Below are 14,011 nucleotides of genomic sequence, written 5' to 3'. Positions count from 1 at the left end.
AAGTTCCGATGGTAGTCCCGATGAGGGCACAACGCGTCAGGAAAAACGGTATCGAAAATCTCACATCCAAGGATGTCACGCCATGTTCACAGCCCCAGTTCTCTGGTTTGCCGCGGCAGTCGTTTTCTTCGTTCTGGAAATGCTCGTTCCCGCGGGCGCCTTTCTCTTCTTTGCAGCCGGATGCCTTGCAGGCTGGCTGGCAGCTCTTGCCGGCACAGGACTCACTGCGCAGATACTGATTGCCGTATGCATCTGCATTCTCTCCCTTCTTGTGCTGCGTCGCAGGCTGACAAGGGTTTTTTCCGGAAAACAGGATAAGGACACTGCGGCTTCTCCCCTTGTTGGAGCCACAGGCAGGGTCACAGTTGCGATCCTGAACGGGATTGAAGGACAGGCATACGTTGCCGGCAGCTACTGGCGGGCCGTGAGCGACGGTGGAGACCTTGGCGAAGGGGAAGAGATACGCGTCGCAGGGATCGATCCCAGTGACACACAGCTTTTGCGTGTACTTCCTTGTGTGAAGACACAAAACCGGTAGGAGTCCGCAACCCGGAACAAATAGAACAGCTTTCAGGGAGGAGTGGCGCGTGCCCCAGGCGTGCGCCAGATTTTGCCATGGAAAATCTTCTTCAGCGCGCCACAGCTGCCGGCTGAGCAGCCAAGCTTCCTCCAGCGGGTCTGGAGCAACTTTTGAGTCCCCTGGCGCACATGATGCCGCAAAGCCTGGAAAACAGGGTATTGGCCGGGCGTGCCCACAACGAGGATGCGGTGGTGGTGTCCTGCCCTGCCGGCAAGGCACTTGTGCAGACAGTGGACATCTTGGCTCCCGTAGTCAACGACGGCTATTCCTTTGGCCGCATAGCTGCCTGCAATGCCCTCTCGGACGTGTACGCCATGGGCGGAAAGCCTTGGAGCGCCATGTCCATAGCCTGTTTTCCGGAAGACATGGCGGCAAACGAGCCCGAGGTCTTGCAATCTGTCCTCAAAGGGGCTCTGGAGGCCATGATCGAGGCCGAATGCGTCAGCGCTGGCGGGCACACAGTGCGCGACAACGAGATGAAGTTCGGCCTAGCTGTCACCGGCGTCATCGATCCCTCGCGCATTGCCACAAACGCAGGCCTTCGCCCGGGGCAGCGCCTGCTTCTCACAAAGCCCCTTGGCACGGGCATCCTTTCCACTGCGGTCAAGGCCAACTGGGAAGGAGCCCTGGAGGCCGAGGAACTCATCCGCAAATGGTCCGGCAGGCTCAACAGGGTGGGGGGCGAGGCCATAGCGAAATTTGCGCTTTCGGGCGCCACGGACATCACCGGCTTTGGCCTTGGCGGCCATGCCCTGGAAATGGCTAGGGCGTCGGGCGTTTCCATCGAGCTTGCCATACACGACCTGCCCCTCATGGGCGAGGTGATTGAATACGCCTCCGAAGGCCTGGTTCCCGGTGGAAGCATCAACAACAAGCTCTACTGCGCCTGCCGCACGCGTTGGCTGTGCGAAAAGGACGAGGATCTGGAAAACGTCCTTTTTGACGCGCAGACATCCGGGGGACTTCTCCTGGCAGTGGACAGGGACAAGCTGGACGAGGTGAAAGCCTTCCTGCTCGAAGGAGGCGATCTCGCCTGCGAGGTGGGAAGCGTCCTTGAGAAGAAAGAGGCGCCCCTCTATATCGTCTGACAAACGTATTGGACAAGTGTGTGCCGGGCCACTGGGCCTGGCACAGTGCTATAAGGAGAGTGATGTATGGATCCGCAGCAGATTCTCGATACCCTGACCGTTGTGCTTTTGGCCCTGTTTGTCGTAGCCTTCTTCGTAAAAGGCATCGTCATTGTCCCCAACCAGAAGGCCGTCATCATTGAGCGTCTTGGCAAGTACAGGACAACGCTTCTGGCCGGATTCCACGTCATCATTCCCATTATAGACAGGAAGGCCTATGTGCGCTCCCTGAAGGAAACAGTGCTGGACGTGCCTGCCCAGACCTGCATCACCTCGGACAACGTGTCCGTGAGCATAGACGGTGTCATCTACATGCAGGTTGTGGACGCGCAAAAGTCCGCCTATGGCATTTCGGACTATGTCCAGGGCGCTGTGCAGCTGGCCCAGACATCGCTCAGATCCAGCATAGGCCGCATGCCCCTGGACAAGACCTTCGAGAGCAGGGAGCACATCAACAGCGAGGTTTGCTCGGATTTGAATGCTGCCACTGGCTCCTGGGGCGTGAAAATCTTGCGCTACGAGATACGCGATCTCACTCCGCCCTCAAGCATCATGGAGGCCATGGAGCGTCAGGTGAAGGCAGAGAGGGAGAAAAGGGCAGTCATTTTGCAGTCCGAGGGCGAGAAGCAGAGCGCCATCAACATTGCAGAAGGTCAGAGAGCCTCGGCCATTGCCCTTTCCGAGGGAGACAAGATGGCCCAGATCAACCGCGCTGAAGGCGAGGCACAGCAGATTTTACGCATAGCCCAGGCAACGGCCGAGGGGCTGCAGAAGATCAAGGATCAGCTGGACGGGGACGCAGTGGCCGCAGCCCAGCTTCGTTTGGCTGAGGCCTACATAGCGGAGTTCGGAAAGCTTGCCGCGAAGAACAATACCATGATCATTCCCGCGGACGCAGCCAGTGTTGGCAGCATGATCGGCCTTGTGACCGGCATGCTCAAGCCTGGCCAGGGCCTGAATAAGACGCAGGGCTGAGAAACGTGGTTTGGGGCCTGCAAGAAGCCAGTTCCCGGGATGCAGAACAGGACGGTCACAAATGCCCGAAAGCCAGAACGTAGAGTGGAAAAGCCAGTGGAAGGACGTGTATCTGGAATGGATCTGTGGCTACGCCAACGCGCAGGGAGGCAAACTCTATCTCGGCTGTGACGACGAAGGAAACGTCACAGGCCTTCCAAATGCCCGCAAGCTGCTGGAGGACATTCCCAACAAGGTTCGCCAAACCATGGGCATTGTTGTCGCAGTCAATCTTCTGGAAGCGGATGGCAAGGAATACATTGAAATAGACGTTCCAGCCTACCCAATCGGCATTTCCTGCAAAGGCGTCTACTACTACCGCAGCGGCAGCACGAGGCAAGTTTTGACAGGGCCTGCGCTTGAGGGCTTTCTTTTGCGCAAGCGGGGTGTAACCTGGGATAATCTTCCTCTTCCTGCATTCTCACTGGCAAATGTGGACGATAGTGTTGTCGCGCATTTCAAGGAGTGGGCAGCCAAGAAGGGACGCATTGAGCAAAGCGTTCTCGATGAGCCCAAGGATGTGCTGCTGGACAAGCTGCATCTGACAAACGGGGAGTATCTGACAAACGCTGCCATGCTCCTGTTCAGCAAGGATCCGGAGAAATGGCAGCTGGGCGCCTATACAAAGATTGGCTATTTCGAGACGGACGCCGACTTGCTGTATCAGGACGAGATCCATGGCTCAATTCTGGAACAGATCGACAGGATCGTGGAGCTTGTGTACCTGAAATACATGAGGGCCAGGATCACCTATCAGGGGATGCAGCGCATTGAACGCTACTTTGTGCCGGAAGAAGCGCTTCGGGAAGCCCTGCTGAACGCCCTGTGTCACAAGAAGTACGAGTCCGGTGTGCCAATACAGGTCAGTGTGTACGAAGACAGGCTGTATATCGCCAACTGCGGCTGCCTGCCGGAAAACTGGACTCTGGAAAACCTGATGGGCAAGCACGCCTCAAGGCCCTACAATCCCAACATTGCCCATGTGTTCTATCTGGCGGGCTTTATCGAGAGTTGGGGACGGGGAATAGAGAAGATCTGCTCCGCCTGCCAAAAGGATGGAGTGCCACAGCCAAAATATACGGTCCACCCGGGCGACATTATGATACAGTTCACCGCCCCGGAAGACAGGGTTGTTCGGGTGAATAAAAAGGTGAATATAAAGGTGAATATAAAGGTGAATGATCGGGAACAGGAACTTATGAAGTTGTTGGCGGAAGATCCTGGCTATACGGTTACGCAACTGTCTGAGCTCTTGGCGGTCAGCAGGAAAACAGTTGCTGTAGGACTGAAAAAGTTGAAGGAAGCTGGGCTCATCAAACGCGTTGGCGCAAAGCGCAATGGACACTGGGATGTGTCAGGATGATTTTTTGCAGATGCTGTCGCCGCTGGCAGAGCTCTTGGGCTTGTGATGTCATGCCAATACATGGCTGTACTGTGCATCTCGAAAAACAGCATAAAGCAGTCTCGTCTTAGGGAATACATTGTTTGTAGGGAGAGGATATGGAATCGGTAGATATGCGTAAAATACTCCATAAACTTGTTGATTCTTGGGAGAGTGAGGTCGTCGAGTTCAAGGAAGCCTCAAAGGATTACAAGATTTCAGAAATCTATCGTTATTTTTCCGCCCTTTCCAATGAGGCAAACTTGCGGGGAGTAAAGAGCGCATGGCTTGTTTTTGGTGTAAGAAACAAGGACAGGCAAATCGTAGGGACAGACTTTCGTCTGCAGCATGATCAACTGCACTCTCTAAAACATCAGGTCAAACAGTCTACTGGTTCAATAAGCTTCAGAGAAATTTATGAAGTTCGCGAAGAAGGAAATCGTGTTCTTCTTTTTGAAATTCCTCCGGCACCACAAGGGATACCGGTATTGGCAAACGGCCATGCATATGCGCGGGCTGGAGAAAGCCTGAAAGCTCTGGATTTGTATCAGCTGGACGCAATACGGAATCAAACGATTGGCGAAGATTGGTCTGCTCAGATCGTTGAAGGAGCTTCCATTGAAGATCTGGATCCAGCCGCACTGCAAAAGGATCGTCAGGACTTCATCCAGAAACATGCCAACAGAATTGATGCCGATGAAGTAATGGGCTGGTCTGAAGAAAATTTCCTCGGAAGACTGCGCCTGATGCATAAAAAACAACTGACACGTGCAGCAATACTTCTTTTTGGCAAACAGGAAGTCTCTGGTTATCTTAGCCCACATCCAGCACAATTGACATGGAGGTTAATGGGAGAGAAAAGAGCCTATGAACACTTTGGTCTGCCATTTTATCTCACATCCTCAGAACTCTACAAGAGAATTCGCAATATACAGTTGCGCATACTTCCCAATGACACTCTTGTGCCAATAGAAATATCCAAATATGACAAGAATGTAATTATGGAAGGTCTTCACAATTGCATTATGCATCAAAATTATCGGCTGTTAAGTAGAATAATAGTAACTGAGTATGTTGATAAAATTGAAATGTATAGTGAAGGTGAGTTTTTTGAGGGAGAGCCTAAAGACTATATAGAAGGAAATTGCACACCGAGAAAATATCGTAACACTTGCCTTTCTCAAGCAATGACAGAATTGAATATGGTAGACAGTATGGGTATAGGCATATCACAGATATACAAGACACAGGCAAAACGATATTTTCCTCTTCCAGATTATGAACTGACAGATTCTTCTGTAAAATTGACAATTTATGGAAAAATAATCGATTCTGCATATACAAATTTATTAATCCAAAAAACTGATCTTAATATATCTGATATTCTTGCTCTTAACCGTATTCAAAAAGGTCTATCTTTTGATGATGAAAAAATTATACGATATCTACGACAGGAAAAATTAATCGAAGGGAGAAAACCTCATTTTCATATTTCAGAAACGATAGCTCGAGTTTCGCCTTCTGAAAATAGAGCACAGTATGTGCATGTAAAAGGGCAGAAAATATCATTCTATGAACAGCAAATAATTGACTTTCTACGCCTTAAACCATCACCTCGTCATGAAATAGAGGATTTACTATTGAAACAACTAAGCACAGTTTTGTCGGCAGAACAAAAGAGGCGGAAAATTGGAAACATGTTGATATCTCTTAAGACAAAAAATAAAATTAGATGCCGAGGTATGGGAAAAGCTGCCATATGGGAGCTTGTTCAAGGCAAGGTATCCTCTTCGCAGAAGTGACGACGCAGAATAGGGCGGCGTTGCTACAAATTAGTCGAATAATTTGCAAATTTAGTCGTTTAAAAAGGTGAAAATTACATAAAATCAGTATATTGAGTCTAAAAAATTTAGTCGAATAATTTGCAAAATTTAGTCAAATAGTTAGTCGAATCAGACTGCGTACGGCAGAGTACTGTTTCGGTTTCGATAGAGCTCCTTGTTTTTTGCGGCTGCTGTTTTTCTGGATAAGAAGCTTAACTATTTGAAAGTACTGTTATTGGGAAGAAAGATGGAGAAGGGTCGCCATGCGGGAGAACTTTAGGCCAATGCACCTCTAACACGAGGAGTAGCGCACATGGTCGAAATTAGTCGAATAATTTGCAGATTTAGTCGTTTAAAAAGATAAAAATAACATAAAATCAATATGTTAATGTCGAAAAATTTAGTCGAATAATCTGCAAAATTTAGTCGAATCGGGGGCAAACGGCTGTGGTAGCAATATGGGTCATCAGAACAGATCCTTGTTTTTGCGGCTGCAGTTCTGTACAAGTGAGGACGTCTGAAGCTCCGGGAATCTGTGCCTTTTGGGGGCATACAGCCAGCGTCGCGTGTTTTTGGGAAGGCCAACGGCTCTTTTCGGGTTTTGCGGCAAAAGCCCCGGAGGGCATGTCCGGCAAGGACGTGCTTTTCCCTGTGACAATTTTACAACAGGAGCTTGCGAAATGCTTCGTAAAATCCTTCTTCTCACCTGTCTTGTGCTGGTTCTTGGCCTTGGTCAGGCCCAGGCTCAGCAGACTAGGGTCATTTCCGTTGCCAGCGACTGCATGTGGCCGCCCATGGAATTTCTGGACGACAACAAACAGCCCACGGGCTTCTCCGTTGACCTGCTTCGCGAAATGGAAAAGGTTCTTCCCGGTATCAAGTTCAACATCCAGAACATTGCCTGGGACGGCATCTTTGCCGGCGTTGCAGCTGGAAAGTACGAGGTTGTGTCCTCTTCCGTGACCATCACCGAGGACAGGAAAAAGGTCTACATCTTCTCCGAGCCCATGTATGAGGTGACCCAGTCCGTAGTTATGCCCAGGGGCAAGAAAATCTCCTCCCTCGCTGATCTGAAGGGCAAGAAGGTTGGCGGCCAGATTGGCACCACCGGTATCTTTGTTATCGACAAGGCCAAGGTTGGCGCAAAGATCAAGGAGTACGAGGATGTGGGTCTCGCCATGGAAGATCTGCGCAATGACCGCATCGACGCCGTCATTTGCGACAGCAACGTGGCTGCCTACTACGCCAACAAGAAGAAGGGGTTTGAAAACCTCTTCCACGTGGCCTACAGCACCAAGGAAGTGGAACAGCTTGCCTTCTGCCTCAACAAGAAGGATCCCGACATCGTGAAGATTCTGAACGAGGGTCTTGCCAAGGTGAAGGCCAATGGCAAGTACGATGAGCTCGTCAAGAAGTGGATGGGCGACTAATAAACAGCAGACAGTAGCTTTTCAGGCTGCCTGAATACACAAATCCTCCCCTTGGGATATGCCCGAGGGGAGGATTTGCCGTATTTGGCGTCCAAGAGAAAGATGGCGTGAGACGATCTGAATTGGTCAGCAGCTGTCTGTCCAATTCGCCATATGAGAGGGCGTAGCAAAAGTCATGCCTTGGGAGCCTTGCGCTCAAGAGGCTTTCGGCATTTTGCCTTGTGGCCACAGTCAATGGCGCAGGCGTTTTCACGCGTACAGTGAGGGAGCAGTCTCTCCAACCGCAAGGTTGAAAATCTTGAGCAAGACTACTCCCAAGGCGAGCACGCGGGATGAGCAGAAAGTTGCCGATGTCCCCATGCTGTAGAGCAGAGCTTTCAGTCTTGGGAGTGCATTCCGTTTGCGCGCAGACCATATGCTCTCGACAACAGTCCAAGCTCTTGATCTTGAGCAATCCTGCAGGAGCACAGCGGATGCATTGCAGGAATTCACGTCCGGCATGAGGGACGTGTTACTCGTTCCATTGGCGCAGGGTTATGTGAGGAGCCTTGCCTCTTGCGAGAGAGACCGCACCCAAATCTGATCTCTGCAGACGAGGATTTCCGGAAATCCGGGTATTGGGGAAGCGTCTTAGGCCTGCACATTGGACACGGGGCAGTAGAAGGCCGGCATGGGACGCTGTTCTGCCCATATGGTCTCGAGATCCTCGTATCCGGAAAGGGGGATGACCAGATCCATGGGTCTGCGCTCCAGCTCGCCCATGGCCATGGGACGGAAGAGGGCCTTGCCTCCCTCAAGGGAAAGGTGACCAGTAAGCAGACCCTGTGGTTTTTTCTTTGGAAGGGTAGCCAGGATGACCTCCACTTCCCTGACCTGCCAGTTGCTGTCGAAGGTCAGGCGTCTGACCAGGGGCAGGCCCAGAAGATGCATGATGATGAGCGCGGATCCCGGGGAACCGGACAGGGAAAGGATGTATTTGCCATTGAGGCTTGCCAGCGCAAAGGTTCCGCCGGGCTTGAATTCGCCTCCGCCAAGGAGAACCTGCGCTCCCGCCTTTTCCATGGCGGGGCGTATGCAGTCGTAGTCCCCATGGCCAACACCGCCTGTGGTGACAAGCATGGTGTTGTCGCGCAGGGCCAGAACCATGGTCTCGGCAATGGCGTTCACATCGTCCCTGGCTATGCCGCAGGGCAGGGGAATGGCTCCAGCCGAGTAGAGCAGGGAGCAGAGAATGCTCTGTCCGGAATTGTAGATTTTTCCGGGGCTCGGTGGCATGCCGCTTATGAGAAGCTCGCTGCCAGTGCTTAAGACAGCCACTCGAGGACGAGAAAAGACGGGAACATTGATGGTGCCTATGCTTGCCAGGCGTCCACAAAGAACCGCGTCCACCCTGGCTCCGCGTCCTGCCAGAAGTTCCCCTTCCTCGGCTGTGATGTTGGCCTGCCCTACGCCATACCCTTCCTGCACAGGGGAGGAGAAGAGCGTCATGTCCGCGTCGACCTTCGCGTCCTCAAAGCCCACAACCGCAGAGGCGCCTTCCGGCATGGGGGCTCCTGTCATGATGCGTACACACTCGCCCGAGTGCACGGGAGGAACCGGCCAAGTGCCGGCAGGGGCAGTGGCTATGACCCTGAGGCCAACCGGGGCGTCCGGAGTGGCTGCCTGCAGATCCTCTACACGGACAGCAAAACCGTCAAGGCGGGAGCGGACAAAGCCCGGAACAGCAAAAGGCGCGTAGAAGTTCTGGGCCAGCACCCTGCCCATGACGCGCGTGAGGGGAAAGGTGTGCACTGCCGGCATGGAGATGGGCAGAGTGTCTATGACACTCATGGCCTCAATGAGAGAGTGGGCAACGTAGGGCGTAGTCATAGATGAGCCTCGGTTGTGGGCATTGCGTATCGGGTGTCTGGAAACGACAGGGATATCTTTCCGAGGGGCTCGAGCGTTTGTCGCGAGACCGACAGGTCACGAAAAGCGCACGCATCGGGAAAGAACAGAAGGTACGTTGTCCTTTTTTGCGCCAAGCATCAGACCTTGTCAATTGCCGGAAAAAGCCGGGAAAGAGGCCAGATCCAAGGAAAGGCACGGTCTTGCTCATAACCGGAATCAGGGTTTGATGGCAAAGAGGGCGAGCCTTTTTTTGTGGGGCAGATAGAAGCCTGAGGGTGTCTGGACAAGGCGCGGCGCAAGAAAGGCTTCTGCTTCGGAGTCGGACAAGGCGTTCTTCGTATAGTGTCGCACAAAGTTCCTTGCTTCGCCCGAGCTTGCGAAGGGCTGGCCGAACTCGAAGTCGCAGTCCGTGCGAACAAAACCTGCCCCGCGTTGTCGAAGACTCTCTGTCACTGAGGATGCGTCCTGCTTGCTGCGCTTTTCCCGTCCGGGAACAAGGGGCTCTTCTTCCGGGCGACGCACAAAGGCAAGCAGGATGTTCCTTGTATGGGAGAGGAGCGTCTCCAGATCCGTAGCGAGATCCCCGAAGTGGCAGCAGACAACACAGTCCCAGGAAGCGTCTGCGTCAAGAGCCAGGGCGTCGCGCTCCTCAAAGACGATGTTTGCGAGATGCCTTTGGGCGGATTCCCTGCGCGCAAAGTCCATGCAGCCGGCGTCCGTGTCAAGGCCTGTCGTGGCAAAGCCAAGCTTTGCCAGCTCCATGGAAAGAAAACCTGGCCCGCAGCCAAATTCGGCAACAGTGGTGGGACCGTGCAGAAAGGATGCGCAAAGCGCTGCCTGTTCCCTGTGGTAGGAAGAAGATCTCGCAGCGTCTATATACCAGGCGCGCGACTGTTCACTCCAGACAAACATGGAATATCTCCTTTTGCCCAATCCAGTATGGGGTACGGCCCAGGGTAAGAAGAAAGGGAAAGGGCCTGGCTAGTCGAGAGGAAGATCAGGTGCCGTGAAGATACCGGATCTTCCGCCTTCCTTGCGCAAAAGGCGCACCCTGCGAATCACGATGTCGCGCTGGACAGCCTTGCACATGTCGTAGATGGTGGCAGCCGCAGCCTGCACTCCCACAATGGCCTCCATTTCCACGCCTGTCGGGCCTGTGGTTCTGGTCTCGCACTCGATCTGTATGTTCAGACCCTCAATGTGAAAGCGAATGTCCGCATAAGAGAGGGAGAGCGGATGGCACATGGGGATGACGTCGGAAGTCTTCTTGGCAGCCATGATGCCGGCAATCTTGGCACAGGTGAGTACATCGCCCTTGGGAAGGGCACTTTTGCGCAAAAGTGCCATGGTGTGCTCGTTGAGGCAGACTATGGCCTCGGCAATGGCCTTGCGCTCGGTGCTGGCCTTGGCGCCTACGTCCACCATCTGCACATTGCCGCTCTCGTCCATGTGGGAAAAGTGCGTGTCGCGAACACTCTCCTGTGTGCTGTTCAGGGTGTTGTCCATTGATAGAACTCCGTATGCTGTATGTAGCTGAATTGTTCGGCAGTCCGGGAACGTCCGGATGCGGGAACACTGCTTTGCGTTCGCTTCCGGAAAATAAACTTCCGTGTTCCGCACAGAAAGGAATACCCCTGACATTGTCCCCAAGTCCAGACAAAAAGGCCCTTCCCCAGATGAACTGAGGAAGGTCCCGGATGGATTGCAGATATTGCCCCAGCGCGAAGGCCCAAGGGCACTTGCGGGATGCGGATTAGCCGTTGGCTGCTGTGCGCATGCGGTTCACGCTAATCTTGTGCAGGACAAAGACTGCCACGGCCAGGGTGACAAGGGCTGCCAGGAAACTGGGCAAGAGGCTTCCCTGGGTGAGACCGGCTACGCCGTAGCCCACAAAGCAGCTGATTGCCACGACCAGGGCGTAGGGCAGCTGCGTCGAGACGTGCTCGATGTGATCGCAGCCAGCACCGGCGCTGGAAAGAATGGTGGTGTCGGAAATGGGGGAGCTGTGGTCGCCAAAGACGGAGCCTGCCAGGGTGGCGGACAGGGTCACGACCAAAAGCTGGGGATCCAGGGCCTGGGCGACAGGCACCACAATGGGAATGAGGATACCGAAGGTGCCCCAGGCAGTGCCTGTGGAGAAGCTCAGGAAGGCAGCCACCAGGAAGACAATGGCAGGGAGGAATCCTGCGGAAAGGCCACCGCCAGTGACTGCCTGCTCCACAAACACAGGGGTGGAGAGAAGGTCACGGCAGACACCACTGATGGTCCAGGCAAGAACCAGGATGACGTTTGCGGGCAGCATGGCCTTCATGCCCTCGATGCAGCCGTCCAGGAAGGCCTTCATGGAGACAAGGCCTCTCGGCACAAACTGGATGAAGGCGACAGTCAGGGCGCCAAAGCTTGCCCACACAAGGCCCTTGGAGGCTGTGCAGTTGCCAAGGGCTGCGGCTATGGTGTGGTACTTGGGATCATCGCCCCAGTAGCCGCCGTTGTAGAGGAAGCCAAGACAGGCGAAGATGACCAGGGAGACAATGGGTACAACCATTTCGGCTATGGTGCCCTTCTGGGAGACTTCAGCCTCGGCTTGGGCAGAATTTCCCACATTGCCGAGATTACCCTGTTCGGCCCTGGCCTCGGACCTCGCCATGGGGCCAAAGTCTATGTTGAGACAGCAGACTGCAAACACCATGATGATGGAGAGCAGGGCGTAGAAGTTGTAGGGAATGGTCGAGACAAAGGCAGCGAAATCGCTCTCGAAGGCGCCTGTGGAAGCAAGGGAGCTGCCCACTGCAGCTGCCCAGCTTGAGACAGGGGCAATGATGCACACGGGCGCAGCGGTCGCATCAATAATATAGGCGAGCTTTGCGCGGGACACCTTCAGGGTATCCGTCACGGGGGTCATGACCGTGCCGATGGTCAGGCAGTTGAAGTAGTCATCAATAAAGATGGTGATGCCAAGACCGGAGGTGGAGAGGAGTGCTGCCCGCTTGGTCTTGATGCGTTTGCTGGCCCATCGCCCATAGGCTCGCGATCCTCCTGCCAGGAAAACCACGTAGACAAGGGCGCCCAACAGCGAGCAGAAGATGATGATATTGAAGTCGACCTTTTTCGTCATGGTCTCGAAGGCGACCTCGACCGTGCTCATGACAACGTTTTCGGCACCTGTGCCAACAGCGTAGATGAAGGTGCCGCTCAGGACACCAAGCATGAGCGAAAAAAAGACTTCCTTGGTGACCAGTGCCAGGACAATGGCTATGACCGGGGGAAGAATGGAGAGCCATCCGGCATTGTACGCTTCCATAAAGTAAACCCTTCCTTTGTGATGCCCTTGTGACAACCATGCGCGAGAAAATTTCCCTTGCCCGGGGGAGCGTCACAGATGGTTGTCACAAGGGCGTGATATTGGGGTACTATGGCAGACATGGGGGAGGATGGCAAGGAAAGATAACAGCGGAGCAAAGGGGCAAGGCAAATGGGCAGAATCGAACATGCGCAAGACTATGCCTCGTGACACAGGTACGGCACACCATCCTGATTGGGGAATAATCTCAATGACCATCATTTTTGAAGATTGGGACACGATTTTTATCAAAAAAGTGACAAATAAATTAACTATATATTTTAATGGTTTATTTTATAATCTTCACTGTATTCTCAAAAAAAATTGGTCACGATTCTTGACAAGAATGGGAAAAGAGCTATCCTTGCCGTTGCTATGAACGTTCAGGAAAAAACACGGCCACTTGCCGATTCATTAAGCCGCGCGGTGAGCTACCTGCGCTTCTCGGTCACGGATCGCTGTAATCTGCACTGCGTCTACTGCCGGGGCCTGGGAGACACACCCGTTCTGCATCACAATGAGCTTTTGCGTTATGAGGAAATCATCCGCCTTGTGCGCATTGCTGTGGGGCTTGGCATCAACAAGGTGCGCCTCACTGGCGGCGAGCCCTTCGCAAGGCGTGACTGTGACGCCCTCATCATGGGACTCAGGGAAGAGTTTCCGGATCTCAATCTGCGGATTACGACAAACGGGACGCTTCTAGGGGCCCACATGGACACGCTCTTTCGTGCAAGAGTGGATGCGGTCAACATTTCCCTGGACAGCTTCAGTCCCGAGACCTTTCGGCGCATTACCGGAAGCGACAAGCTTGCCACTGTCCTTGCCGTGATAGACGAGCTTGTCGCAAGGGGCATGCGCGTGAAAATCAACGCCGTAGCCATGAAGGGAGTTACGGATCTTGAGCTTCCAGCCTTTCTTGAAGCTACTGCACGCTGGCCCATCGACGTGCGCTTCATAGAGTTCATGCCCATGGGAGCACAGACCATCTGGGAAACGGACCGCTTTTTGTCTGCAGGAGATATCCTCCAGACACTGGGAACCATGGGCCATCTCACTCCTGTCGAGAACGCACGCAAGGATCACGGCCCTGCCCGCATGTTCAGCGTGGAGGGACATCCCGGCCGCATAGGCGTTATCTCTGCCCTGTCCAATCATTTTTGCGACAGTTGCAACAGACTGCGCATCACAAGCGACGGCAATTTGCGCACCTGTCTTTTTGCCGACGCCATGACGCCCCTGCGGGATCTTTTGCGCAATCCGAAAATTTCCGATGAGGACGTGGCAGAGGTCATACGCGGGGCCCTTGCAAACAAGCCTGTTGGCGCGGAACTTTTGCGTCAGAGGCGCAAGGCTGCAGTGGCAGCCATGACCATGGACAGCATCGGGGGCTGATCCCGATCCGAACCAGACACGCAAACACAAATTC

At 53.6% G+C, this 14,011-nt stretch carries 12 protein-coding genes; 8 read left to right on the top strand and 4 right to left on the bottom strand.

Translation table 11 applies throughout. From position 1 onward, the window contains the following. Positions 1 to 82 precede the first annotated feature (82 nt). The 6 genes from B5F76_RS03210 (at position 83) to B5F76_RS03185 (ending at position 7,355) form a co-directional block, all read left to right on the top strand. Positions 83 to 538, top strand: a complete 456-nt coding sequence (locus tag B5F76_RS03210) for an NfeD family protein (RefSeq protein WP_087351000.1) — start codon at positions 83 to 85, stop codon at positions 536 to 538. A gap of 77 nt (positions 539 to 615) precedes the next feature. Then, positions 616 to 1,668, top strand: coding sequence for a selenide, water dikinase SelD (selD, locus tag B5F76_RS03205; RefSeq protein ID WP_087350997.1), 1,053 nt, complete (start codon positions 616 to 618; stop codon positions 1,666 to 1,668). Between the two features lie 66 nt (positions 1,669 to 1,734). Next, positions 1,735 to 2,682 carry an SPFH domain-containing protein gene (locus tag B5F76_RS03200; RefSeq protein ID WP_087350994.1) on the top strand — a complete coding sequence of 316 codons (948 nt, stop codon included), beginning with the start codon at positions 1,735 to 1,737 and terminating at the stop codon, positions 2,680 to 2,682. 61 nt (positions 2,683 to 2,743) lie between these two features. Then, a complete protein-coding gene (locus B5F76_RS03195) occupies positions 2,744 to 4,084 on the top strand; it encodes an ATP-binding protein (protein ID WP_087350991.1) in 1,341 nt (446 codons plus the stop codon). A 137-nt stretch (positions 4,085 to 4,221) separates the two neighbouring features. Beyond that, the gene (locus B5F76_RS03190) at positions 4,222 to 5,904 is read left to right on the top strand and encodes an RNA-binding domain-containing protein (RefSeq protein ID WP_087350988.1); all 1,683 of its coding nucleotides are present in this window, start codon (positions 4,222 to 4,224) and stop codon (positions 5,902 to 5,904) included. A 701-nt stretch (positions 5,905 to 6,605) separates the two neighbouring features. After that, a complete protein-coding gene (locus tag B5F76_RS03185) occupies positions 6,606 to 7,355 on the top strand; it encodes a basic amino acid ABC transporter substrate-binding protein (RefSeq protein ID WP_087350985.1) in 750 nt (249 codons plus the stop codon). A 630-nt stretch (positions 7,356 to 7,985) separates the two neighbouring features. Here B5F76_RS03185 and B5F76_RS03180 read toward each other — a convergent pair. The 4 genes from B5F76_RS03180 to B5F76_RS03165 all read right to left on the bottom strand — a co-directional run bounded on the left by B5F76_RS03180 (position 7,986) and on the right by B5F76_RS03165 (position 12,546). Then, a complete protein-coding gene (locus tag B5F76_RS03180; protein ID WP_087350982.1) occupies positions 7,986 to 9,224 on the bottom strand; it encodes a molybdopterin molybdotransferase MoeA in 1,239 nt (412 codons plus the stop codon). 237 nt (positions 9,225 to 9,461) lie between these two features. Beyond that, the gene (locus B5F76_RS03175) at positions 9,462 to 10,157 is read right to left on the bottom strand and encodes a class I SAM-dependent methyltransferase (RefSeq protein WP_087350979.1); all 696 of its coding nucleotides are present in this window, start codon (positions 10,155 to 10,157) and stop codon (positions 9,462 to 9,464) included. 69 nt (positions 10,158 to 10,226) lie between these two features. Next, on the bottom strand, positions 10,227 to 10,751 hold the full coding sequence (gene moaC, locus B5F76_RS03170) for a cyclic pyranopterin monophosphate synthase MoaC (protein WP_087350976.1): 525 nt from the start codon (positions 10,749 to 10,751) through the stop codon (positions 10,227 to 10,229). Positions 10,752 to 10,998: 247 nt separating this feature from the next. Further along, positions 10,999 to 12,546 carry a Na+/H+ antiporter NhaC family protein gene (locus B5F76_RS03165; RefSeq protein WP_087350973.1) on the bottom strand — a complete coding sequence of 516 codons (1,548 nt, stop codon included), beginning with the start codon at positions 12,544 to 12,546 and terminating at the stop codon, positions 10,999 to 11,001. A gap of 130 nt (positions 12,547 to 12,676) precedes the next feature. Between B5F76_RS03165 and B5F76_RS03160 the strand changes: the two genes are divergently transcribed. Together B5F76_RS03160 and moaA are read left to right on the top strand one after the other, a co-directional pair. After that, positions 12,677 to 12,964, top strand: coding sequence for a hypothetical protein (locus tag B5F76_RS03160; protein ID WP_087350969.1), 288 nt, complete (start codon positions 12,677 to 12,679; stop codon positions 12,962 to 12,964). Then, the gene (moaA, locus tag B5F76_RS03155; protein ID WP_087350965.1) at positions 12,961 to 13,977 is read left to right on the top strand and encodes a GTP 3',8-cyclase MoaA; all 1,017 of its coding nucleotides are present in this window, start codon (positions 12,961 to 12,963) and stop codon (positions 13,975 to 13,977) included. Before B5F76_RS03160 ends, moaA begins: the two co-directional genes overlap by 4 nt. The last annotated feature ends 34 nt before the right edge of the window (positions 13,978 to 14,011 follow it).

It is taken from the genome of Desulfovibrio sp. An276 (assembly GCF_002159665.1).
Taxonomy (GTDB): domain Bacteria; phylum Desulfobacterota; class Desulfovibrionia; order Desulfovibrionales; family Desulfovibrionaceae; genus Desulfovibrio; species Desulfovibrio faecigallinarum.
This window is presented reverse-complemented; position numbering and strand designations above follow the sequence as displayed.

Excerpts from the sequence above, each read along its gene's own strand:
- B5F76_RS03210 (WP_087351000.1), top strand. The coding sequence starts at position 83 with ATGTTCACAGCCCCAGTTCTCTGGTTTGCCGCGGCAGTCGTTTTCTTC.
- B5F76_RS03200 (WP_087350994.1), top strand. The coding sequence starts at position 1,735 with ATGGATCCGCAGCAGATTCTCGATACCCTGACCGTTGTGCTTTTGGCC.
- B5F76_RS03195 (WP_087350991.1), top strand. The coding sequence starts at position 2,744 with ATGCCCGAAAGCCAGAACGTAGAGTGGAAAAGCCAGTGGAAGGACGTG.
- B5F76_RS03190 (WP_087350988.1), top strand. The coding sequence starts at position 4,222 with ATGGAATCGGTAGATATGCGTAAAATACTCCATAAACTTGTTGATTCT.
- B5F76_RS03185 (WP_087350985.1), top strand. The coding sequence starts at position 6,606 with ATGCTTCGTAAAATCCTTCTTCTCACCTGTCTTGTGCTGGTTCTTGGC.
- B5F76_RS03180 (WP_087350982.1), bottom strand. The coding sequence starts at position 9,224 with ATGACTACGCCCTACGTTGCCCACTCTCTCATTGAGGCCATGAGTGTC.
- B5F76_RS03175 (WP_087350979.1), bottom strand. The coding sequence starts at position 10,157 with ATGTTTGTCTGGAGTGAACAGTCGCGCGCCTGGTATATAGACGCTGCG.
- moaC (WP_087350976.1), bottom strand. The coding sequence starts at position 10,751 with ATGGACAACACCCTGAACAGCACACAGGAGAGTGTTCGCGACACGCAC.
- B5F76_RS03165 (WP_087350973.1), bottom strand. The coding sequence starts at position 12,546 with ATGGAAGCGTACAATGCCGGATGGCTCTCCATTCTTCCCCCGGTCATA.
- B5F76_RS03160 (WP_087350969.1), top strand. The coding sequence starts at position 12,677 with ATGGCAAGGAAAGATAACAGCGGAGCAAAGGGGCAAGGCAAATGGGCA.
- moaA (WP_087350965.1), top strand. The coding sequence starts at position 12,961 with ATGAACGTTCAGGAAAAAACACGGCCACTTGCCGATTCATTAAGCCGC.